Below are 23,453 nucleotides of genomic sequence, written 5' to 3' on the forward strand. Positions count from 1 at the left end.
AGCTTTGTCCATTTCGTGTCAGTCGCCGATCAGTAAAATGGTGAGGAATAATCCAATGACGTTTGCGAAGTTCAGTTTTTCCGCTGCCTTGCTTGCAGGCTCTCTCTTGCTTGGTTTGAGCCCGGCCTTGGCCGAAGCGGTGCTGCACCGCGGCAATAGCGGTGAACCGCAAACGCTGGATCCTTCCCAGACATCGCTCGAAATCGAAGCTTTCATCCTGAAAGATCTCTACGAAGGTCTTACCTCCTACAATCCCGCCGGCAAGATCGTACCGGGAGCGGCCGAGAGCTGGACAGTGTCAGATGACGGCACGGTTTACACATTCAAGATCCGCGACAAGGCCAACTGGTCGGATGGATCGCCTGTTACAGCTAATGATTTCATTTTCTCGTTCAAGCGGGTGGAAGAGCCGAAGACGGCCGCTGGCTATGCTAACATGCTCTATCCCATCAAGAACGCAGAAAAGATCAACAAAGGCGCGCTGCCGGTTGATCAATTGGGCATGAAAGCCATCGACGCCAAGACGCTAGAAATAACGCTGGAGCGTGCGACCCCGTTCTTCGTGGAACTATTGGCCCACCAGACTGCACTGCCGGTCAATAAGGCCAGCCTGGAAAAGAATGGCGCCGAGTTCATCAAGCCGGGCAAGCTCGTCTCCAACGGCGCTTTCGAACTGGTCGAACACGTCCAGAACGATCATCTGACCGCAGCAAAGAACCCTGATTACTGGGGTGCGGCCGATGTCAAACTCGACAAGGTGATTTTCTATCCAACCGAAGATCAGGCGGCGGCCGTGCGGCGCTTCGAGGCCAAGGAAATGGACCTCGTCTACAATTTCTCCGCAGACCAGATCGAACGGCTGAAAGCATCGATGGGCGATCAGGTCCGTATCACCCCGGCCCTTTCCACTTATTTCTATTCGTTCGATACGCGCGTCGAGCCATTCAGTGATGTTCGCGTGCGCCGGGCGCTGTCCATGACCATTGACCGTGATTTCCTCTCGAAGGAAATCTACAAGGGTGCACAGCTGCCAACCTATTCGCTCGTACCATTGGGTATTGCCAGCTACGGCGAACCTGAAAAATCTGATTTCGCCGATATGTCCCAGCTCGACCGCGAAGACAAGGCGCTCGAACTGATGAAGGAAGCGGGCTACGGCAAGGGTGGCAAGCCGCTCAACATCGAAATCCGCTACAACACCAATCCCAACCACGAACGTGTTGCCATCGCGGTCGCCGACATGTGGAAAAAGGCCTTCGGAGCAAATGTCACGCTGCTGCAGAACGATATCAGCGCGCACTACGCCTATCTGAAGGAGGGCGGCAAGTTCAACGTCGCCCGCGCCGGCTGGACTGCGGACTATGCCGACGCCGAAAACTTCATGGTCATCAATCTCAGCACCAACACCACCTTCAACTATGGCCGCTGGAACAATCCTGAATTCGATGCTCTGGTGAAAAAATCTTACGACGAAAAAGATCCTGCAGCCCGCTCCAAGATCCTGCATCAGGCAGAGGCATTGGTGCTGCGCGAACAGCCTGTCGCGCCCATGATGAATTTTGGTCAGCTCTGGCTTGTCTCCAATCGGGTCAAGGGCTGGGAAGACAACGGCACCAACGATCACCTGAGCAAATATCTGAGCCTCGAACAGTAACCGCACGTGCTGCCCTGTCAGGGGCCGCACGCTTTGATCAATAGGGAAAGGACGGTAAATGATGTCTGTGAAGTTTAATCTGCGCACCGCAATCCTGCTTGGCACGCTAATGCTTGCCGCCAGTCCAGCCCTTGCGGAGGCGGTTCTGCACCGGGGCAATTCCGGCGAACCCAATACGCTGGACCAATCCCAGACATCCATTGATATCGAAGCCTTTATCGTCAAGGACCTGTATGAGGGACTGACGATCTATGACGCCAGCGGCAAGATCGTGCCGGGCGCTGCGGAGAGCTGGAAAGTATCGGACGATGGCACCGTCTATACATTCAAACTGCGCGACAAGGCCAACTGGTCCGATGGCACGCCTGTCACCGCAGAAGATTTCGCCTTCTCGTATCGCCGCATAGAAGACCCGAAGACGGCCGCCAAATATGCCAATATCCTGTATCCGATCAAGAATGCCGAAAAGGTCAACAAGGGCGAAATCCCGACCGACCAGCTCGGCGTGAAAGCAGTGGATGCCAAGACCCTTGAGGTCACACTGGAACGTGCAACACCCTTCTTTCTTGAGCTGCTTGCACACCAGACCGCGCTTCCCGTGAACAAGGCAAGTCTCGAGAAGAATGGCGCTGAATTCGTCAAGCCGGGTAAGCTGGTCAGCAACGGCGCTTTCAAACTGCTCGAACACGTGCCGAACGATCACCTGACGGCTGGAAAGAACCCGGAATATTGGGATGCTGCCAGCGTCAAGCTCGACAAGGTGATTTTCTACCCAACCGAGGATGATGCGGCAGCCCTCCGGCGTTTTGAAGCCAAGGAAATGGATATTGTCTTCAATTTCTCGGCCGATCAGATCGCGCGTTTGCGTAAAACCTTTGGCGACGAGGTTCACATCTCCCCCCGTCTCGGCACTTACTATTACGCCTTTGACTCGCGTACCGAGCCCTTCAACGATGTGCGTGTACGCAATGCGCTGTCCATGGCAATCGACCGGGACTTCCTTGCCAACGAAATCTACAGCGGCGCTCAATTGCCAGCCTATTCAGTCGTCGCTCCCGGTATCGCCACCTACGGCGAACCAGAAAAGCCGGCTTTTGCCAGCATGTCCCAGCTTGATCGCGACGACAAAGCCATCGCTCTGATGAAAGAGGCCGGATACGGCGAGGGCGGCAAGCCGCTCAACATCGAAATCCGCTACAACACCAATGCCAATCATGAGCGTATCGCCACCGCCGTCGCAGACAATTGGAAGAAGACATTCGGCGCCAACGTCACCTTGATGAATCTCGATGTGTCGTCCCACTATGCCTACCTGCAGGAGGGCGGCAAATTCAATGTCGCCCGCGCCGGATGGATCGCCGATTACGCCGATGCCGAAACCTTCCTGGCCCTCAACATGAGCTCCAACAAGACCTTCAATTACGGGCACTACAGCAACCCGGAATATGATGCGCTGATGAAGCAGTCCTATGACGAGCGCGATCCCGTCGCCCGCTCGAAAATCATGCATCAGGCAGAAGCTTTGCTGGCGCGCGATCAACCGGTCACCACGCTGATGAACAGTGCCAATCTCTGGCTTATTGCCGGCAAAATCAAAGGCTGGGTGGATAATGCACCCAACGAACATCTGAGCAAATATCTGAGCCTTGCGGAATAATGTTGTCTTGAACGCAAGGGTTAACTGAGTGAGTGGGTGCAGCTGCTGCGGAAGCTGCACAGAAGAGAGAGTATATCTCCATGTTTCATTTCGTCCTTCGCCGATTGGCGAGCGCGGTGCCGACATTGTTTATTGTCGTCACGATTTCGTTCTTCCTGATGCGCTTCGCACCGGGTGGTCCCTTCAACCTTGAAAGACCGCTGCCACCCGCGACGATGGAGAACCTGATGAAGGCCTACCATCTGGATCAGCCGCTCTGGAACCAGTATCTGCAATATCTCAAGAATGCAGTCACCGGCGATTTCGGCCCGAGCTACATCTACAAGGACAACACCATCGCCGAATTGATCGGCAAGGGTTTACCTTACTCGGTTGAACTGGGTTTCTATGCTCTTTTGCTTGCTCTTATCGGCGGGGTTACCGTCGGAACGATTGCAGCCCTCCGGCAGAACAGTTTCCTCGATTTCCTTATCATGTCCGTCGCAACGATCGGTGTGACCGTGCCCAACTTCGTCGTCGGGCCCGTCCTCACCCTGATCTTCGCCGTATTGTTGTCACTGTTGCCTGCAGGTGGCTGGGGGGATGGCTCCTGGCGCTTCCTTCTGCTGCCGATGATTGCGCTGGCATTGCCGCAGCTGGCCGTGTTTGCCCGCCTCACACGTGGCTCCATGATTGAAGGTCTGCATACGGACCATATCCGCACGGCACGCGCCTACGGATTGCCACCGCGCACTGTCATCATCACGCACGCGATGCGCGGCGCGCTTCTGCCCGTCGTGTCTTACCTCGCGCCGTGTGCCGCAGCCTTGCTGACTGGATCGGCCGTGGTCGAGACTATCTTCACCATCCCCGGCGTCGGCCGCTATTTCGTGCTCGGCGCTATCAACCGCGATTATACGCTTGTGATGGGAACCGTGGTTCTCGTGGCGATTTTCGTCATCGTTTTCAATCTTGTGGTCGATATTCTGTACGGCCTTCTTGATCCGAGGGTTCGCCATGACTGATATATCCGCAACAATCATTCCGCCCGAGGAAAGCAAAGGACGCAGTCTGTTCCAGCTGGCGACCATTCGCTTTCGCCGCAACCGCGCCGCCATGGCTGGCTGTGTTGTCTTGGTCCTGATCACGGTCTTCTCGTTTTTCGGGCCGTATTTCATCAATCATACCTACGATCAGGTGTTCCCGTCCTATGTAACGATCCCGCCAAGTCTTGAGGCCTTGCCCAAGACCAATACGCTTGGGGATGTCATGGCCGGCGTGGCAAGCCGCGCCAAAGTCGAGCTGAAAGAGTTCGCCGTTGACGGCAATACGTTTACGGCAACCATCCATTCGGAGCAGACGATCGATCCGCGCACGACCCGCTATTTCGACCGGGCAAACGAGTTTGACAACACACAGGTTGCCGCCACGGAAGACGACGGCAAAACCCTGAAACTCTCCGGCAATGTCAACCGCGAATACTTCTTCTTCGGCACGGATGCCAATGGCCGCGATATGCTGGCCCGTATCATGCTCGGCGGACAGATTTCGCTTGCCGTGGGTTTCCTGGCCAGCCTTGTTTCACTGGCAGTTGGCGTGACCTACGGTGCTATCTCCGGTTACATCGGCGGGCGCGTTGACAATGTGATGATGCGCCTCATCGAAATTCTATACTCACTGCCATTCGTTTTTCTCGTCGTGGTTCTCGTCGTGTTTTTCGGGCGAAGTTTTATCCTGATCTTTCTGGTGATCGGCGCGGTGGAGTGGCTGGATATGGCCCGCATCGTGCGCGGCCAGACACTGGCGCTCAAACGCCGCGAATTTATCGGAGCGGCGCAGGCATTGGGATTGACGGACTGGCAGATTATCCGCCGGCACATCATTCCCAATACGATCGGCCCGGTCATTGTTTTCGTCACGGTTGTGGTTCCGAAAGTCATCCTTCTGGAAAGCTTCCTCTCCTTCCTTGGCCTTGGTGTTCAGGCACCGCTGACCAGCTGGGGCGCGCTGATTTCAGAAGGGGCAAACAAGATGCAGTCCGCACCCTGGTTGCTGATTTTCCCTGCAATTTTCTTTGTCATCACCCTGTTCTCGCTGAACTTCATTGGTGATGGCCTGCGTGATGCACTCGACCCTAAGGACCGCTAAAATGACGGACAACAAGGATTATGTATTGTCCGTACGCGGACTGAAAGTTGACTTCACCACACCCGACGGCGATGTGAACGCCGTCAAGGGCATCGATCTGGATGTGCTGCCCGGCGAGACGCTCGCCGTAGTGGGCGAATCCGGCTCCGGCAAGAGCCAGACCATGATGGGCATTATGGGCCTTTTGGCCAAGAATGGCCGTGTGGTTGGTTCGGCAAAATATCGCGGCAAGGAACTGGTGGGGCTTTCCACCAAAGCGCTCAATGATGTGCGTGGTTCGAAAATCACGATGATTTTCCAGGAGCCGATGACCTCGCTTGATCCGCTCTATACGATCGGGCGGCAGATCGCAGAGCCGATCGTCCATCACAAGGGTGTCAGCTTCAAGCAGGCCAAGGTGCGCGTGCTCGAGCTGCTGAAGCTCGTCGGTATTCCCGAGCCGGAGCGCCGTATCAACAGCTATCCGCATGAAATGTCGGGCGGTCAGCGGCAGCGCGTCATGATCGCCATGGCGCTTGCCAACGAGCCCGATCTTCTGATTGCCGATGAGCCGACCACTGCGCTCGATGTGACGATTCAGGCGCAAATTCTTGATCTGCTGCGGGAGCTGCAGAAGCGCTTCGGCATGGCCATTGTTCTCATCACGCACGATCTGGGCGTGGTCAAACACTTTGCCGAACGCGTCGTCGTCATGCGGCGAGGCGAGGTTGTGGAGAAAGGGACGATCAAGGATATCTTTGAAAATCCTCAGGAAGACTACACCAAGATGCTGCTGGCGGCCGAACCCAGCGGCAGCAAATCGGCGCCGGAAGACAAGGCGCCCGTGATGCTTGAAGGGCGCAATGTCACAGTCGATTTCGCTATTGGCGGCGGCTTCTTCTCCAGCGCCCATACGCGTTTCCGCGCTGTGGACGGGGTCACAGTTCGCCTGAAACAGCGGCAGACGATCGGCATTGTCGGCGAATCCGGCTCCGGCAAATCAACGCTTGGCCGTGCACTGCTGCGGTTGCTGCCGAGCAGTGGCCAGTATCATTTTGGCAGCAAGAATATTTCCAACTTTGACCGCTCGGCGATGCGGCCATTGCGGCGGGAATTGCAGCTGGTGTTCCAGGATCCATACGGATCGCTGTCACCACGCCAGACAGTCGGCGAAATCATCACAGAGGGCCTGCTCATTCACGAGCCGCAACTGTCACGTTCAGACCGCGACAAGCGGGCTGTCGCAGCACTGAAGGAAGTCGGCCTCGATCCCACGGCACGCAACCGCTATCCGCATGAGTTTTCCGGCGGCCAGCGGCAGCGTATTGCCATTGCCCGTGCGATGATCCTCAAGCCGAAAGTCGTTATTCTTGATGAGCCGACATCGGCGCTTGACCGTTCCGTGCAGGGGCAGGTGATTGAGCTGTTGCGCGACCTGCAGGCCAAACACGACCTGTCCTATATTTTCATCAGTCACGACCTCGCGGTTATCAAGGCGATGTCGGATTATGTGATCGTGATGAAAAGCGGAAAGATTGTCGAGGAAGGCCAAACCGACGACATTTTTGACGCGCCACAGCACGATTATACGAAGACACTGATCGGCGCAGCGTTCGATTTGGACTAATAAGACGTAGAATGAATAACGCCATTCTATCGACATGATGTCATAGAATGGCGTTGCTTAAAGCAGCCCGCTCTCGTTAAAGTTCCGAACGCCACGGTGGGTTCGCACCAGCGCGCGAGACCGTCACTGCTGCGGCTTTGACGCCAAGCAGCAAAGCATCGCGGATCTGACTTTCGCTCAGCGATGTCAGCCCGGTTTTCACCAGAAGGCCCGCTTCCTGCAGCGAGGTCAAAACACCGGCAGTAAATGTATCGCCCGCACCGACCGTATCGACCACCGGCACTTTTTGTGCAGCAACCTGCACGGTGAGTTCCAATGTATAGCCGGTCACACCATCGGCGCCGTGGGTTACCAGAATGAGCTTCGGCCCGAACTGCGACGCTGGAACAATCCAGCGCCGTGCGATTTCGTCAATCGTGCCGCTTTCGCCAAACCAGCGTAGGTCCTCGTCGGAAATCTTGACGATATCGCTCATGGCAATCATACGGCGCATACGGGCGAGGTGCTTTTCCTTGTCCGGGATAAAGCCGGGGCGGATGTTGGGATCGAGAACAATCACACGCTTTTCATGTTCCCGCGCCATCAGCGCTTCATAGGTCGAACCGCAGGGCTCCGGAATGAGGCTGATCGCGCCGAATTGCAGCGTGGTGACATTGTCGTCAAGCTGCGGCAGATCGGCAATCGCCAGCGAACGTCCAGCACTGTTCTCGTCGTAGAAAATATAGCTGGCCTGGCCATCGGTCAGCCGCACGAAGGCGAGTGTCGTCGGCTGCGGCGAGATATGCGCATAGCGCGTGCCAACATGGTTTTCCGCAAGGCTGTCACGCAGCATCTGGCCGAAGAAATCCGATGAAACGCCGGAGTAAAATTCTGTCGGCACGCCAAGCCGCCCGAGAGCAATTGCCGTATTGAACACCGCGCCGCCAACATAGGGCGCAAAGGCTGCTTCACCTGCGTCGCTCTTACGCGGCAGCATGTCGATCAGGGCTTCACCACAGCATAGGATCATTGGTCAGTCTCTTTCGATGGATAGATGACGCCCTTGCGGACGATAATATTGCCGTAAAGCCTTGGTTCGCTCGTTGCAATGATCGTGTGGGCATTCTTCACGCGCGTATAAAAGGCATCGCCTGCCAGTGGCACCACTGGAAAGCCCGGAGCACGGCGTGCGCAGACGTCAATCATTTCCCGATGCACCGAATCAAGCAAGCCCGGATTGCCCTTGACCGTCGCGCGAAACAAAGCTTGCGGAACGAAATCATCAACAGGCAGGACCTGCAGAATTGCGTCGAGAATTGGGATCAGCGGCAGGCCATCAGCACGGATCAATCGGCGGCCATGTTCCAGCGCCGGATAATTGCCGTCCACCAATGCGATCTCGTCGCCATGTCCCATGGCGCGCAAAGTCGCCAGCAGCTCCGGCCCGAGAACAGGCGGAATACCAATCAACACGTTCAATCACCCTTTCTGAATATTTTCTGTCCGATGAGAAAGCGGTCGGACAAAGCAAGGCTGGCTGCGCCCAATGCCCTTGCATGAATGCCAACCGAGCCTTCGACGATGGACGGCAGTTCGATACCCTCCAGATCAAATGTGCCGACATGCTTGCGCACCGCATCGACAATCCGCACCCGCACGCTGGCAGGCATCCAGCCATCAATAATGGCCGCTTCGAAATCAACGATGGATGAAGCTGCAATCACCGCATGTGCAATTGCTTTGCCCGAACGGTCAATCCATCCGTCGAGTTCTTCGCCCATCGGGCCCCAGTCCTCCGGTGATGTCCAAAGCGGGGAGGGGTCACGGCCAAGCCCTGTCACGATCCGTTCCAGCGCCGTGATTGAGGCAATATCAATGAGCTGCCGGGATTCACCATCTGGTCCTGGCACCGGCATGGAGCCCAACGCTCCAGCATTTCCCGTACGGCCGGAATAGAGATTGCCATTGATGACAATGCCGCCGCCGACGAAGGAACCGATATAGAAATAAACGAAATCGTTGAGGTCTTTGGTTTCGCCAAAGACAAGCTCAGCGCCGCAGGCAGCGGTGATGTCATTCTGCAGGTAGACAGGGAAATCACAAATCGCTGCGATAGATGCCTTGATATCGGTCTGCCGCCACTGGTCCAGGATTTCCTGCGGTGCGCCAACCGTATCGGCCCATTTCCACAGTTCGAACGGAGCGGCAATACCAAGTCCAGCTACCTTGGAACGCTGCTTTGCATCAAGCCCGGCCATCATGGTTGCGATACCATCCCGGGCAAAGGCAACCACAGAATCCGGTGTGGGATAGGGGTAGGGGAGGTGCAGCATCGAGCGTATCCGGCCGACGAAATCAATCAGGACAAGATCGGCACTGCGGCGTCCGATCTTCAGGCCAAGGAAAAATGCTCCTTCGGGATTGAGCGACATCGGGATCAGCGGCTGACCGATCCGGCCGCGCAACGGTTCTTCGCGCGACAACAGTTCGTCGGCTTCAAGCATGCGCATGATGATCGAGATTGTCTGCGCCGAAAGGCCGGTCATCCGGGCAATGGCAGTTTTGGCGAGGCTGCCATGCTGGCGCAACAAGGAAAGCACGACCCGCTCATTGTGGTCGCGCATACCGCTCTGATTTGTACCTTGATGGAGCGGCGGCCGTGTTCCTCCCGAACCGTGACGCTCCGATAGTCTGATGCCCAAAAGGACGTCCTCCCTCATATCGGGCGACAATGGAGCGATTGGGTAAAGCTGTCAATAATAAATAAGAGTGATTTATTAATGTTGACAGGTCGGCGAGGCTGGTATTTCCTAGGGCAGCACTTGGCCGGGAGGATAACTGTCCGAGATGTTCATGAGAGAAGTCGGGCTGCCGGGGTGGCGGCACGTCGCGTTATGGATTTAACGCGTTTTGAATCAAACTCTGGGAGGTAATGACATGCGCAAAAGCATTTTTCTGAAATCAACCGTTTTCGGTGCCACGGCTGTGGCAATCGCTGCTTTCGCAGCCCCGGCACAGGCTGCCGGTGTCGGCGCTTGCCTGATCACCAAAACTGATACCAACCCGTTCTTCGTCAAAATGAAGGAAGGCGCGGTCGCCAAAGCCAAGGAACTGGGCGTTGACCTGAAGACCTATGCCGGCAAGATCGATGGCGACAGCGAAAGCCAGGTTGCAGCGATCGAAACCTGCATTGCTGATGGTGCCAAGGGTATCCTGATCACAGCTTCGGATACAGCAGGTATTGTTTCATCGGTTAAACAGGCACGTGATGCGGGCGTTCTCGTGATCGCACTCGATACACCGCTTGATCCGGTCGATGCGGCAGATGCAACCTTTGCAACAGACAATCTTCTGGCTGGTGAACTGATTGGCCAGTGGGCTTTGGGCACCTTGGGCGACAAGGCCAAGGATGCAAAGGTCGCATTCCTTGATCTCACACCATCACAGCCTTCCGTTGACGTACTGCGCGATCAGGGCTTCATGAAAGGCTTTGGCATTGACGTTGTCGATATCAACAAGATCGGCGACGAAAAGGACCCGCGTATCGTCGGCCACGACATTACCAATGGCAATGAAGAAGGCGGCCGCAAAGCCATGGAAAACCTTCTGCAGAAGGATCCGGGCATCAACGTCGTTCACACCATCAACGAACCGGCAGCAGCCGGTGCCTATGAAGCCCTGAAAGCTTTCGGCAAGGAAAAAGATGTCCTCATCGTTTCCATCGACGGCGGCTGCCCTGGTGTAAAGAATGTTGAAGCTGGCGTTATCGGCGCAACTTCGCAGCAATATCCGCTGATGATGGCTTCGCTCGGCATTGAGGCGATCAAGAGGTTCGCTGATACTGGCGAAAAGCCGAAGCCGACTGAAGGCAAGAGCTTCTTCGATACTGGCGTATCCCTTGTTACCGACAAGCCGGTCAAAGGTGTACCCTCTATCGACGTGAAGACTGGCCTTGCAAAGTGCTGGGGCTGATCACAGCCTGATCTAAGAGAAAAGCAAGCAGACAGGGAGGGGACGGTGTAAAACCGTCCTCTCCATACTGCACAAATTTTCGGGGAGCCAACCCATGACCGAAACGAATCCGGGAACACAACCCAAGCAGGAATTCGAGAATGTGCTGACGCAAAGCGCGACAGCTGTTGCCAATTTTGATACCGAGCGGAAAAGCCTGATCGAACAGACGCGGCATTTCCTTCATTCGAGCCCCGCAGCCGTTCCGCTGATCGTGCTCGTGCTTTCGTTGATTATCTTCGCTGTCATCGTTGGGTCGCGATTCTTCACGCCCTTCGCCCTGTCGCTCATTCTGCAACAGGTGGCGATTGTCGGCATCGTTGGCGCGGCACAGACACTGGTGATCCTGACCGCTGGCATCGACCTCTCGGTCGGCGCGATCATGGTTCTCACCTCCGTCGTCATGGGACAATTCACCTTCCGCTACGGCCTTCCGGTGGAGCTCTCCATCCTGTGCGGCGTCGCACTGGGCGGGCTGTGCGGTCTGATCAACGGCATCCTTATCGCTTATGTGAAACTGCCGCCCTTCATTGTCACCCTCGGCACATGGCAGATCTTTCTGGCGACGACTTATATCTATTCCGCCAATGAAACGATCCGGGCGCAGGATATCGAAACGAACGCGCGCATGCTGCAGTTCTTCGGTGAAAAGGTCCAGATTGGCGGCGCCACCTTCACCTACGGCGTGTTTGCCATGATCCTGCTGATCGGCATCCTCTGGTACGTCCTCAATCATACCGCATGGGGCCGCCATCTCTACGCGATCGGTGACGATCCCGAAGCAGCGGAACTTGCGGGTGTCAGAACCAAGCGTGTTCTCATTTCCGTTTATGTATTGGCTGGCTTCATCTGCGCTTTGGCAGGCTGGGCACAGATCGGCCGTAATGGTTCGGTTTCGCCACAGGTTGGCCAGTTCGCCAATATCGAATCCATCACAGCCGTTGTGATCGGCGGCATGTCGCTGTTTGGCGGACGCGGCTCCATTCTCGGCATGCTGTTCGGCGCGCTGATCGTCGGCGTCTTCTCCTTCGGCATGCGCATGTACGGCACCGACGTGCAATGGACCTATCTGATGATCGGCGTTTTGATCATTTCGGCTGTAGCAATTGATCAGTGGATCAGAAAGGCAGCAAGCTGATGACCCAGGAACCTATCCTTACCGCACGTGGTCTGGTCAAGCGTTACGGCCGCGTCACTGCGCTCGATCATGCGGATTTCGATCTTTATGCCGGCGAAGTTCTGGCCGTCATCGGCGACAATGGAGCGGGCAAATCCTCGCTGATTAAGGCGATCTCCGGCGCTGTCCACCCTGATGAGGGTGAAATCAAGCTGGATGGCAAGGTGATCAATTTCCGTTCGCCGATGGAAGCGCGCGATGCGGGGATCGAAACCGTGTACCAGAACCTGGCCCTGTCTCCGGCGCTTTCCATTGCCGACAATATGTTCCTTGGCCGTGAAATCCGTAAACCGGGTTTCCTTGGCAGCTGGATGCGCATGCTTGACCGCAAGACGATGGAAAAGCAGGCGCGCGACAAGCTGACCGAGCTCGGGTTGATGACCATCCAGAACATCAGCCAGGCAGTCGAAACGCTATCCGGCGGTCAGCGGCAGGGTGTTGCGGTGGCCCGTGCGGCGGCCTTCGGCTCCAAGGTTGTGATCATGGATGAGCCAACGGCAGCGCTCGGCGTGAAAGAGTCCCGCCGCGTGCTTGAGCTCATTCAAGATGTGAAAAAGCGCGGATTGCCGATTGTGCTGATCTCGCACAATATGCCACATGTTTTCGAAGTGGCGGACCGCATCCACATCCACCGGCTTGGCAAACGTCTTTGTGTGATTAATCCCAAGGAATACACCATGTCGGATGCCGTGGCATTTATGACGGGGGCCAAAGAGCCACCTGCCAACCTTATTGCATGAAGGAAAATATTGAAAAATGAAACGGTCTGAAGTCAACGAAATCATCCGTGAAAGCGATAAGTTCATCCGCTCTTTCGGCTATGTCATGCCACCCTTCGCATATTGGTCGCCGGAAGAGATGAAGGCCCGCACGTCAAGCGATGCCAAAGCCATACTCGACGCCCGGCTCGGCTGGGACATTACCGATTACGGACAGGGCAAATTCGATGAACTTGGCCTGTTTCTCTTCACCACCCGCAACGGCAATCAGGCAGACCTGAAAAAGGCGGCGGCATGCTCTATGCGGAAAAGATCATGATTTCCCGCGAAAAGCAGCTTTCGCCGATGCATCGTCATATCGTCAAGGCCGAAGATATCATCAATCGTGGCGGGGGCACACTCGTACTCGAACTGTTCAACTCCAATGCCGATGGCAGCGTTGACGAGAAGACCGACGTGGAAGTGGCTACGGACGGGCGTATCGTCAGGCAGAAGGCCGGCGGCTTGCTCAAACTGCAGCCGGGCGAAAGCGTCACCCTGCTGCCGGGCAACTGGCATGCATTCTGGGGTGAGGGCGGCGACGTGCTGATCGGCGAAGTCTCCACAGTGAACGACGATCTGACCGACAATATTTTCCGCGAGCCGATCGGGCGTTTCTCTTCAATCAATGAAGACGAAGCACCTTTGCATCTTCTCGTCTCCGACTATGACAAATGGCTCGCCTGAGCGGCGGCCCAAACTCTGACAGCAAGTAGCATGCAATGAATATAACGATCGAGGATCTGGTTCCGGTCATTTTGGCTCGCGCTGCGGAAACCAAGCGCCTGATCGTGGCGATTGCCGGCCCTCCCGGGGCCGGTAAATCGACTGTCTCTGCAGCGCTTTGCGAGGCAATCAACACTATAGAAGCCGATGCAGCCGTTGTGGTGCCGATGGATGGATTCCATCTCGACAATGCCATTCTTGAAGCCCGCGACCAGCGCAAGCGCAAGGGTTCACCATCTACATTTGACTGTGCTGGCCTCGAGATTTTGCTGAAGCGGCTGCGGGCAGGGGAGGATGAGGTTGTCATTCCGTTGTTTGACCGCAAGCTTGATCTGGCACGCGCCGGCGCCGGCATCGTGCGCGGTGATCAGCGCATCCTGCTGGTCGAAGGCAATTATCTCCTGCTGAATGAACATCCGTGGGACCGGCTGGCACCGCTGTTTGATATGACAGTGTTTCTGCAAGTGGACCGCATTGAAATGGAAAACCGGCTGGTGCAACGCTGGCTCGGCTTCGGTTATAATGTTGGCTCGGCCCAGCAGCGGGCGCAGTCCAACGACATACCCAATGCGGAACTTGTGCTGTCCGCATCGCGTCCGGCGGACTATACCGTCACTAATTAATCTCAGCCTTTGTCATATGGGTGTGACAGGTAACGGCAATGAGGTTGCCATTATCGAAGCGAGATATGATGCGCGAGCTTTATCCAGAGATTGAACCCCACGACGAAGGCATGCTTGATGTCGGGGATGGTAACAGCCTTCATTGGGAGGTGTGCGGCAATCCGCAGGGCATTCCGGCGCTCGTCCTGCATGGCGGGCCGGGATCAGGATACTCGACCACAACGCGCCGCTTCTTTGATCCGCAGCACTATCGCATCATTCTGTTTGACCAGCGCGGTTGCGGGCGTAGCACGCCTCACGCGAGCGATCCGAACTCGGATCTGTCAGTCAATACAACCGAACATCTGCTTGGCGATATCGAGCGGCTGCGCCGCCATCTGGACGTAAAAGACTGGTTGGTTTTCGGCATGTCCTGGGGCTGCACGCTCGGACTGGCCTACGCGCAACGGCATGCTGAACGCATTCGCGCATTGGTGTTCGCAGGGGTCACAACAACAAGACGCGCGGAAATTGACTGGCTGTACCGTGACATTGCACCTCTGTTTCCGGAACAGTGGGCGAAATTCCGGGCAGGGGCAGAATCGAATGGCGATCTCGTTGCTGCTTATTACCATTTATTGAATGATGCAGATCCGGCCATTCGCCTCAAGGCAGCACGTGACTGGCATGACTGGGAAGCCGCATCAATCCTGATTAATCCCGAAGCAAAACTGTCGCCCAAATGGTCGGATGACCGCTATCTGCTGGCACGAGCCCGCATTATCACCCACTATTTTCATCACAACGCTTGGCTCGACGATGGCATTCTGGTGCGGCAGGCACACCGTCTGAAAGGCATTGCGGGTGTGATGGTTCAAGGCCGTTTTGATCTTGAAGCCCCGCTTGTTACCGCATGGGAATTATCAAAGATTTGGCCGGATGGCGAACTTGTCATTGTTGGCAATGCAGGTCATTCACCCGGTAGTCCCGGCATGAGCAATGCAATCGTCACCGCCACCGACCACTTCGCGGGAAAATAAAAGGGGCCGGAAAAACCGGCCCCTTTTGCGATATCTAGAACTTGACGGTCAGATCAGCCTTGACCGCATTGTCGTTGGCTTCCCCGGAGAAACGCCCGGTGTAAGACAGCCCGACTGTGGTGTTCTTGCCAACGCCCACATCAAAGCCGGCTTCCACCGCCAGCGCATTCTCGGCGATCGGCAGACCTTCAATGGTGAAGGGACGGCCACCAGCGAAGGCGAGGGTCTGTTCCGGTGTTGTATCGCCGAAAGCGTGATCCCAGCCGAGCATGCCGCGCGCCGTGATGATGGTGCTCGCTCCCACCGCAAAGTCACGCGAAACGCGCAAGCCCAGGGTTGTTGTGGTTACATCGCTGGAGTCGGACAGACCTGTGAGGCCGGTGTCGCCGCCATTCTCCTGGAAAGATCCGGACTTCAGATGCACGTAACGGGCAGCAGCAAAGGGTTCCAAGGCCGCATAGGACGTATCGATACGATAGCCGAGTTCGCCAAACACCTGAACGGTCTTGGCATCATAAGAGGCGTTTTGCCCGGTAATGACACCGCCGAAAAGGGTATTGCGGTCGGTATCGATCTCGTGATGAGCAAGCGTGACACCCAGGCGAAGGCCAAGTGCATCCCACTGCCTGCCGCCATAAACACCAACCTGATAACTGTCGACGGATGCACTCGCCCCGCCGCTATGCAGCGAGGTATTGCCATAGCCTGCCAGAATACCGAACCGCCATGCATCGGCGATCACACCGTCGAGACCCGTGACAAAACCACCGGTATCGCGGCTGTAGCCGGAGGCATTGCCATTGCCATCCGCATGGGCCCACGCGCCATAGGCCTGACCCCAGATCGCAGTCGTAGCGGCTGCCGGTTCAACAGCAGCAAAAGCATCACTACCCTTTGCCTTGGTTTCCGGTCCGTAGCCCAGAGGATTGATCGTCGCCTGCGGCTTGACTGCGACGCCATCAAAGGCAGCCCGCAAACGGTCACCCGCTGCCTGACTGATAAAATGGCCATCCTCGATGAGGACGCCGCCAAGCGTGGCGGTGATTTCGCTTGAAAGCGAGTTATAACTCCCAGTCAGATTATCGAATACCGTGGCCGTGGCGACGGTATCATGCAGGGTGTTACCCCGTCCCAAGGCCTGAATGGCATCGGCAACGGATTTCTGGTTTTTGGTAATGGCAACATCGGAGAACTTGACGTTGTTCTCCTTGAGGTTGAGCTGCACGTCATTCGATCCATAAGCCAATGTTGTATCGATAAAGAGATAGATTGGCTTCTGATCAAACTTGCCATTGATGCCGCCGGACGAAGTAAGGACGGTATAGGTGTTATTGGCCAATGCGTTCAGCCGTTCCTGCGGCGTGAGGCTTTGGGTATTTTCCGGCGTTACCATCACAATACCGCCGAGAAGATTTGTCTTCCCGCCGACGATTAATTCATCAGCCGCTTTACCGTTCGTTTCGATATGCAGAACACTGCCTGCGTTGAAGGTCGCATTGCCAACCGCCGTCAACTTACCGACGGAATTGCCTGGCGCAACAATACCGCCACTGTTGACAACGAGCGAGCCTGCATCAGGATCGTTCGGATCAAGATGTCCGACTGAACCATTTCCACCCAACGTGCCACTGTTGTTGACAATCACCTTTGAGGTGATGGAACCATCGTCATTAAATGTTCCATCGGCCTTTTGTGTGCGGGAGATCGAGAGCAAGCCCCCGTTGATGATCGTATCACCCGTGTAAGTGTTTTTGCCGGTCAGCGTCAACGAACCGGACCCAGATTTGGTCAGACCGCCATCATAAGAAGCAGGATCCTTGAGCTTTGCAGCAAGGATCGGGACAAGCGCTTCATTAGCGTCATATTCAGCCAAGAGACTGAAGACTTTATCATGAATGATTGCTCCGCGTATTGTGTCCATGCTGGCCGCGGGCGTGTCTTTGAAGGCAGTAAATTGCGGCGCGCGCGGGAGGCTTGTGTTGGGCGCCGTGTTCACAAACGCATTCCACAAGGCTGTAGCTGTTGGATTTGCCAGCATAGCAGCGTTGGCTGCGTTATAGGCATCATTGGCCGCTTTCAGCTGGTCTGGTGTAAGGGGCGGATCTCTGCTTGAGCGTAATAATATCAAGTGCCGCGTATCGCTTGGTTACGAGATCAATCGCGGCTGGAACCCCTGCGGTGGGATACTGATTAAAGACCTCATCATTGACCCCCTGTATGCTTGCTTGAGAAACGCCGTTCTGCCAACCCAACTGGATTTTTTTGGCTGCCCAATCCGGAGCCATTTTTTCGTCTTCTAATTTACGCTGTGCCAGCGCTTCACTGGAAATATTGTTGCTCCAGGTATCGGTGATGCCTGCGCCGAGCGTAGCATTGAAGCGGGTCATGAACTGGCCGGGCCCATTTATGGCCTTGTCAAGATTGATCAGGCCCCAGCCGAAAACCTTATCTACACCGGCTTCACCCAGATCAGTCGAAGTCGTCTTGAGGATTTCGTTGACCTCGCCATTGGCGAGATAGGAGAACCGCTGCTTCAAGACCGTGAAGGCACCTGCTGCGAATGGCCCCGCCATGGATGTGCCGCTGAGCTCGGTATAATCAGGCGTCAGCTTGCTGTCATCAATGATATCCCCCGGTTTAAGATCTGTAATATCTCCCACAGGCACGCTGCTGTAGATTTGGGTTCCCGGCGCACCGACGCAGAAATATTTGGAATATCCGCAAATGCTGGAAAAGCTGCTGCGCGAAAAACCTTGAGGGTTTTCATCGTCGGCCTCGACACTCATTGTCGTCAGCCAGTTCTTTTCGACATCCGGCGCAAAGGCCGCCAGTCCGGCCAGCGCATCCGGTTCGAGACCGGCATCGTTGCCTGCGGAAAACTCCACGACAATACCGCTGCGGGCAGCCTTGAGCGCGCCGCTATAGGCGCCGCCTTCCGGCTTGCCGAGGATGGCATTGATCTCCTGGAACTGCTTGTAGGCCTCTCCGTAAGACCAGGATGTATTTGAAAGGCCAACACCCCAACTGTCCGTAATGACGTTGACGCCACTGTTGATCATGGCATCCCACGCCTTGCCATAGACCGCACCGTCATTGCCGACAACAACGCCGTCTTCAGGACCTGCATCATAGTTATTGGCAGCAAAAATCTGGGTATCAAAGGCGACCCCCATCATCTCCTTGCCATCCCGATTGGCGGCGGCAATACCTGCCACATGGGTTCCATGTGATGAAATCTCGCCATAACCATCGACGAACTGCTTGCCATCGGCAACGAAAGGATCACCGGCCTTAACGGGGATCTTGGGATCCGTATAAAGACGCGTGCCCGTTGTGGTGATGAAGGTCAGCTTGCCGGGGCCGGCAAATTCCGGATGACCTGCCCAGACCGGCTGATCGATGACGCCGAGTTTTCCGCCCTTGCCGGTAAAGCCCATTGCATAGGCAGTTTCGGCATGAATGGCCTTCAGCCCGACATTGCCATTGAATTCAGGATCATTCAGCCAGCTTTGCTTGGCAGCTTCGAGATCGTTTGTTCGCGTTCCGTCAGCATTAAAATATTTCGGAAGCTCTTGTGCAATGGCACCTGTCGCCATTGCTGCTGCAGAGACGAGTAGCGTTGTAAAAACAGTGGTTTTGAGATGTTTGCGGAAGGTGGAAAGACGATTGTATTGCGCAGAACGGTCCGCGCGGATGTCGCAAAAAGACATATAGGAATCCCCCGGTATAGTGACCAACTAATACGAAAGTACGGGAGACTGAAATTTTAATTGGCCGGAGGTCAAGCGCTCATATGCAGATTATGAATTTTTTGTGTTAATTTCTTGAACATTGTGGCAGATATGAAAAACTAAACCGATTGAATGTGACATTTATTTTTATGTAAAAACAAATGGTTACATTTTTGGCGACAATTGCGTTGCCATATTTGCCATAATTGCACCGGCAGCAGCCCGTGTGATGCCCGCCCACGACTGCAATATGTCAGGCGTTATGCGATAGGCTGGCCCCGTCACAGACACCCCCGCGATGAAATGTCGGTTATAAGAATGTATGGGTGCTGCAACGCAGCAAATACCCGCTTCGTGTTCCTCGCGGTCATAGGCATTGCCTTCCAGTCTTATCTGCCGGATTTCAGCGGAAAGAGTCTTGGCATCCAGTAAGGTGTTGGGGGTGAAACATCTGAATTCAACCTGTGCAAGGCGAACGTCCAGTTCATCGTCGGGCAGGGCGGAGAGGGCAGCTTTCCCCACGCCGGTACAATAGGCAGGTGCCGTATTGCCGATCTGCGAATACATCCGCACACTCTGGCGGCTCTCGACCTTGTCGAGATAAATTACCTCGGTGCCGCGCAGAACGCCAAGATGCACGGTTTCGCCAGTTTGCTCATGCAGTTTCTGCAGGTGTGGTTCGGCAATGGTGCGAAACTGATTGCTGGCCCAGGCCTTCGATGCAAATTGCAACAAGCGCAGACCAAGACCATACGAATTATCACGATTGACGCTGATAAGTCCTTCCTCAATCAGATTGGATATTTGTCTGTGCAGCGTACCACGTGGTTGATCTGACAGCTTGAGCACATCGGTAAAGCGCAGTGGTTCGGCCGACGAAGCAATGATATCGAGAACTTCGATTGCCTTGCCGAGCGTTCCTGTTGCATTTTCGGTTGTTTTTGCCATCGATCATCTCTTGACTTTCGCCATCGTAGAATGACAATTCTATATAGTCAAATTAAGTTCCAAATAATGGAACTAAGCAGCGAGATTTTTGCCATGATGCCCTCCGCTATTTTTCCTGATCTGAAAGGCCGTTCCGTCCTTATCACCGGGGGTGGCTCCGGCATTGGCGCGGCGCTGACCGAAGGGTTCGTGCGGCAGGGCTCACGTGTTGCGTTCATTGACATTGCTGACGAGGCATCACTGGCACTCGCCGGGCGTCTCGACAAAGAGTACGGCAACAAGCCGCTTTATCTGCACACGGACTTGCGGGATATCGAGGCGCTGCGTGCCGCCGCCGCTCAAGCCATCACTGCGCATGGCCCGGTTACCGTGCTGGTGAACAATGCGGCATGGGATGACAGGCACAATATCGATGATGTAACGCCTGAATATTGGGATTTGAACCAATCCATCAATCTGCGTCCGCAGTTCTTCGCCATTCAAGCGGTAGTACCAGGCATGCGTCAGTCTGGGGGTGGTTCTATCGTTAATTTCACCTCAACGTCCTTCATGATCAATCAGGGCAACATGCCTGCCTATACCGCAGCCAAGGCCGGGATTATTGGCCTGACCAAGGGGCTTGCCGGACGTCTTGGACCGGAAAATATCCGCGTCAATGCCATCGCGCCGGGCTGGGTTATCACCGAGCGGCAGCGTGAGCTTTGGGTAACCGACGATGGTCTGAAATCACACATCGACAAACAGTCTCTGCGGGAAGAAATCCAGCCCGGCGACATGGTTGGCCCTTGTCTGTTCCTGGCATCCGATGCGGCCCGCATGCTCAGCGCGCAAACTCTGATCGTTGATGGAGGTTACCTGTGAGCGCGTCAGCACGCTATGCTGTCGCCGACTGGGGAACGAGCCGCTTCCGTCTCTGGTTGCTGGACGATAAAGGCGTTGTCGTCGCCGAGCGCCGCTCCGATGACGGGCTTGATACATCGCGAGCGCGCGGTTTTGCCGAGACGCTGGAAGATCATCTTGCCAGTCTTCGCGCACCTGCCGACCTTCCCGTTATTATCTGCGGCATGGCGGGTTCACGGCAGGGCTGGATGGAAGCCAATTACGTATCTGTTCCCGCCGATCTCACCGCCATTCTCTCCGGCGCGGTAAAAATCGAAGGTATAGAGCGGGATGTGAGGATCATTCCCGGTCTGTCGCAGTCGGGCAACGCGCCCAATGTCATGCGCGGCGAGGAAACCCAGTTGCTCGGTGCAATGCTGGACCGGAATCTACGCAGCGGCCTCGTGGCGATGCCGGGCACCCATTCAAAATGGGTGGAACTGGAAGACGGGAAGGCGAAGTCATTCTCCACCTATCTTACCGGCGAGCTTTATGCGCTGCTTGCCGGACATTCGATCCTGCGCCATTCGATCGGCGCTGCTGCAGAAACGGTCTCATCCGAACATCCGGAATTTACAGCGGGCCTACAGCTCATGCTTGCCGGCAACAGACGTATGCTTGGCGAACTCTTCGGCATTCGCGCCGCGATGCTGCTCGAAAATTTGCCGCCGGAAGGAGCAGCCTCGCGCCTGTCCGGACTATTGATTGGTACCGAAATTGCCGGCGCGCAGGAACGCTATGGCGCTGACGTCAAGGTGACACTTGTCGCATCAGGCGCCATGGCTACCCTCTATACCAAGGCACTCACGCTCGCGGGACTAAGCTTTGACAGTGTTGATGCCGACGAAGCCGTGCGCAAGGGGCTGTTCGTCGCCGCGTCGAAACTCCGGCCAGCATAAGGACATTTGCAATGACACAATCCTCCACTCCCTGGCCCAAACTGAAGCGCGACCTGATCGCTATCCTGCGTGGTGTCAAACCCGACGAAGTGCTTGGCATCGGTGAAGAACTGGTCAGTGCCGGTATCGATGTCATCGAAGTGCCGCTGAACTCCCCCGAGCCGTTCAAATCCATCGAACTATTGGCAAAATCACTGCCGTCACATGTGTTGATTGGTGCGGGTACAGTGCTTGAACCTTCGGATATCACCCGGCTCGATGCGGCCGGCGGACGCTTGATGATCAGTCCGAATGTGGACGCGGCTGTGCTTGCTGCAGCAGCGGCGGCAAAGATGGTGGCCATGCCTGGAGTTTTCACTCCAACCGAAGCCTTGGCCGCGCTGAAAGCTGGCGCCTCGGGCCTGAAGTTCTTCCCGGCCAGTGTGCTTGGCCCTGACGGTATCAAAGCCATAAGTGCCATCCTGCCGAAAGGCACTGCAATTGGCGCGGTGGGCGGTGTCGATGAAAACGGCTTTGCCGCCTATTCAAAGGTTGGCGTTCGCACGTTTGGCCTCGGTTCCAGCCTTTACAAAGTGGGTGCCTCAGCCTCCTATGTCGGCGACCGGGCGAGGGTGACTGTTGAGGCCTATGACCGGGTATTTGCAACCGGAGCCTGATAATGGACCAGCCGAAATTCAGCGTCTTTCATGATGTACCGTGCGAACTTGGTGAAGGGCCTGGCTATGATCCGCTGACCAAAACTGTCTGGTGGTTCGACATCATCACAGGCAGGCTGTTTGAAAAGCCGCGAGCGGGCGGCGATGTTGCCATTCATCCGCTCGGGCAAATGGCCAGCGCTCTTGCAATTATTGATGTGGACCGGCAACTGATCTCGACCGAGACAGGCTTGTTCATTCGCAACCGCAAGACCGGCCATACAATCATGCATCAGCCGATCGAAGCGGATAATCCTCTGACCCGGTCAAACGATGCACGCGTTCATCCCGCTGGAGCTTTCTGGATCGGCACGATGGGCAAAACATCGCAAACCGGAGCCGGTTCAATTTACTGGTACCGGGAAGGGCAGTTGCGCACGCTTTTCACCGGCATCACCATCACCAACTCGATCTGCTTTTCACCCGACGGGCGTATCGCTTACTTTGCCGATACGCACAAGAATACCATCTGGCGTGTGGAGACGGATCCAGAAACCGGTATGCCTGCCGGTGAACCGGTTGTGTTCTATCAGCATCGGGAAGCTGGCGGCATTGATGGCTCGGTTGTCGATGCCGATGGCAATCTATGGAATGCTTGCTGGGGGGCTCGCATATCGATGTCTATTCCCCGGATGGCAAACGCATCCGTTCCATCAAAACGCCGGTGAAACAGCCTTCTTGTCCTGCCTTTATCGATGAAGGCACGGCCAATATGGTCATTACCACCGCCTATCACGACATGAGTGAAGCCGAGCATCTGTCAGATGCCGATGCCGGCAAAACCCTGCTGATCGAACTGGCAGGGAAGGGGCGTTTCGATCCGCCTGTCAGATTGTAGTTTTTAAGGAACCATTTTTCCAGGCTCCCGTTATTCCTCTGTGATCGAATGATCAGCCGCTTGGAGCGGCGTACGACATCATCAACGAAGCGGTCTGTTGCGCTGGCATCCTGCTGGTGAAGGCGT

Annotated in this window: 19 protein-coding genes and 2 pseudogenes; 15 read left to right on the plus strand and 6 right to left on the minus strand. The window is 55.7% G+C overall.

All coding sequences use genetic code 11. The features are described from left to right. Window positions 1-55 precede the first annotated feature (55 nt). The 5 genes from HB779_RS23765 (at window position 56) to HB779_RS23785 (ending at window position 7,044) form a co-directional block, all read left to right on the plus strand. Window positions 56-1,654, plus strand: a complete 1,599-nt coding sequence (locus HB779_RS23765) for a peptide ABC transporter substrate-binding protein (RefSeq protein ID WP_188346846.1) — start codon at window positions 56-58, stop codon at window positions 1,652-1,654. A 58-nt stretch (window positions 1,655-1,712) separates the two neighbouring features. Further along, on the plus strand, window positions 1,713-3,311 hold the full coding sequence (locus tag HB779_RS23770; protein WP_188346847.1) for a peptide ABC transporter substrate-binding protein: 1,599 nt from the start codon (window positions 1,713-1,715) through the stop codon (window positions 3,309-3,311). Between the two features lie 80 nt (window positions 3,312-3,391). After that, entirely contained in the window at window positions 3,392-4,315 is a 924-nt protein-coding gene (oppB, locus tag HB779_RS23775; protein ID WP_188346848.1) for an oligopeptide ABC transporter permease OppB, read from the plus strand. Further along, complete coding sequence (locus tag HB779_RS23780) at window positions 4,308-5,438, plus strand: ABC transporter permease (RefSeq protein ID WP_188346849.1); 1,131 nt, start codon at window positions 4,308-4,310, stop codon at window positions 5,436-5,438. Before oppB ends, HB779_RS23780 begins: the two co-directional genes overlap by 8 nt. Window position 5,439: 1 nt before the next feature. Beyond that, window positions 5,440-7,044 carry an ABC transporter ATP-binding protein gene (locus HB779_RS23785; RefSeq protein WP_188346850.1) on the plus strand — a complete coding sequence of 535 codons (1,605 nt, stop codon included), beginning with the start codon at window positions 5,440-5,442 and terminating at the stop codon, window positions 7,042-7,044. A gap of 76 nt (window positions 7,045-7,120) precedes the next feature. Here the strand turns inward: HB779_RS23785 and HB779_RS23790 are convergent, their stop codons facing one another. Genes HB779_RS23790 through HB779_RS23800 form a run of 3 tightly spaced genes read right to left on the minus strand, consistent with a single transcriptional unit; the run spans window position 7,121 to window position 9,647 of the window. Further along, on the minus strand, window positions 7,121-8,053 hold the full coding sequence (locus HB779_RS23790) for a carbohydrate kinase (RefSeq protein ID WP_188346851.1): 933 nt from the start codon (window positions 8,051-8,053) through the stop codon (window positions 7,121-7,123). Beyond that, window positions 8,050-8,496, minus strand: coding sequence for an RbsD/FucU family protein (locus tag HB779_RS23795; RefSeq protein WP_188346905.1), 447 nt, complete (start codon window positions 8,494-8,496; stop codon window positions 8,050-8,052). Before HB779_RS23795 ends, HB779_RS23790 begins: the two co-directional genes overlap by 4 nt. Before the next feature lie 2 nt (window positions 8,497-8,498). Next, window positions 8,499-9,647, minus strand: a complete 1,149-nt coding sequence (locus tag HB779_RS23800) for an ROK family transcriptional regulator (RefSeq protein WP_188346852.1) — start codon at window positions 9,645-9,647, stop codon at window positions 8,499-8,501. 313 nt (window positions 9,648-9,960) lie between these two features. Here HB779_RS23800 and HB779_RS23805 point away from each other — a divergent pair, with 313 nt between their 5' ends. From HB779_RS23805 to pip, 6 genes and pseudogenes are all read left to right on the plus strand, one after another. Then, entirely contained in the window at window positions 9,961-10,995 is a 1,035-nt protein-coding gene (locus HB779_RS23805; RefSeq protein WP_188346853.1) for a sugar ABC transporter substrate-binding protein, read from the plus strand. 94 nt (window positions 10,996-11,089) lie between these two features. Further along, entirely contained in the window at window positions 11,090-12,172 is a 1,083-nt protein-coding gene (locus tag HB779_RS23810) for an ABC transporter permease (protein ID WP_188346854.1), read from the plus strand. Continuing rightward, entirely contained in the window at window positions 12,172-12,951 is a 780-nt protein-coding gene (locus HB779_RS23815; RefSeq protein ID WP_188346855.1) for an ATP-binding cassette domain-containing protein, read from the plus strand. Before HB779_RS23810 ends, HB779_RS23815 begins: the two co-directional genes overlap by 1 nt. 16 nt (window positions 12,952-12,967) lie before the next feature. After that, window positions 12,968-13,656: pseudogene (locus tag HB779_RS23820) on the plus strand (D-lyxose/D-mannose family sugar isomerase). Between the two features lie 35 nt (window positions 13,657-13,691). Further along, window positions 13,692-14,318, plus strand: coding sequence for a nucleoside triphosphate hydrolase (locus tag HB779_RS23825; RefSeq protein ID WP_188346856.1), 627 nt, complete (start codon window positions 13,692-13,694; stop codon window positions 14,316-14,318). A gap of 68 nt (window positions 14,319-14,386) precedes the next feature. Continuing rightward, a complete protein-coding gene (gene pip / locus HB779_RS23830; RefSeq protein WP_188346906.1) occupies window positions 14,387-15,337 on the plus strand; it encodes a prolyl aminopeptidase in 951 nt (316 codons plus the stop codon). 34 nt (window positions 15,338-15,371) lie between these two features. On the opposite strand, the gene HB779_RS23835 is transcribed toward pip, so the two are convergent. The 3 genes from HB779_RS23835 to HB779_RS23845 all read right to left on the minus strand — a co-directional run bounded on the left by HB779_RS23835 (window position 15,372) and on the right by HB779_RS23845 (window position 20,016). After that, window positions 15,372-17,258: an autotransporter domain-containing protein gene (locus HB779_RS23835; protein ID WP_188346857.1), complete on the minus strand. Its 1,887-nt coding sequence runs from the start codon at window positions 17,256-17,258 to the stop codon at window positions 15,372-15,374. 142 nt (window positions 17,259-17,400) lie between these two features. Further along, window positions 17,401-19,047: a S8 family peptidase gene (locus tag HB779_RS23840; protein WP_188346858.1), complete on the minus strand. Its 1,647-nt coding sequence runs from the start codon at window positions 19,045-19,047 to the stop codon at window positions 17,401-17,403. 186 nt (window positions 19,048-19,233) lie between these two features. Next, window positions 19,234-20,016, minus strand: coding sequence for an IclR family transcriptional regulator (locus HB779_RS23845; RefSeq protein WP_188346859.1), 783 nt, complete (start codon window positions 20,014-20,016; stop codon window positions 19,234-19,236). Between the two features lie 93 nt (window positions 20,017-20,109). Between HB779_RS23845 and HB779_RS23850 the strand changes: the two genes are divergently transcribed. The 4 genes and pseudogenes from HB779_RS23850 (at window position 20,110) to HB779_RS23865 (ending at window position 23,327) form a co-directional block, all read left to right on the plus strand. Next, window positions 20,110-20,877: an SDR family NAD(P)-dependent oxidoreductase gene (locus HB779_RS23850; protein ID WP_188346860.1), complete on the plus strand. Its 768-nt coding sequence runs from the start codon at window positions 20,110-20,112 to the stop codon at window positions 20,875-20,877. Beyond that, the gene (locus tag HB779_RS23855; RefSeq protein WP_188346861.1) at window positions 20,874-21,794 is read left to right on the plus strand and encodes a 2-dehydro-3-deoxygalactonokinase; all 921 of its coding nucleotides are present in this window, start codon (window positions 20,874-20,876) and stop codon (window positions 21,792-21,794) included. Before HB779_RS23850 ends, HB779_RS23855 begins: the two co-directional genes overlap by 4 nt. Window positions 21,795-21,805: 11 nt before the next feature. Continuing rightward, complete coding sequence (locus HB779_RS23860; RefSeq protein ID WP_188346862.1) at window positions 21,806-22,450, plus strand: 2-dehydro-3-deoxy-6-phosphogalactonate aldolase; 645 nt, start codon at window positions 21,806-21,808, stop codon at window positions 22,448-22,450. Window positions 22,451-22,452: 2 nt separating this feature from the next. After that, a pseudogene (locus HB779_RS23865) lies at window positions 22,453-23,327 on the plus strand (SMP-30/gluconolactonase/LRE family protein). Window positions 23,328-23,453: the final 126 nt, after the last annotated feature.

The sequence above is a fragment of the Phyllobacterium sp. 628 genome, assembly GCF_014189505.1.
Lineage (GTDB): Bacteria > Pseudomonadota > Alphaproteobacteria > Rhizobiales > Rhizobiaceae > Phyllobacterium.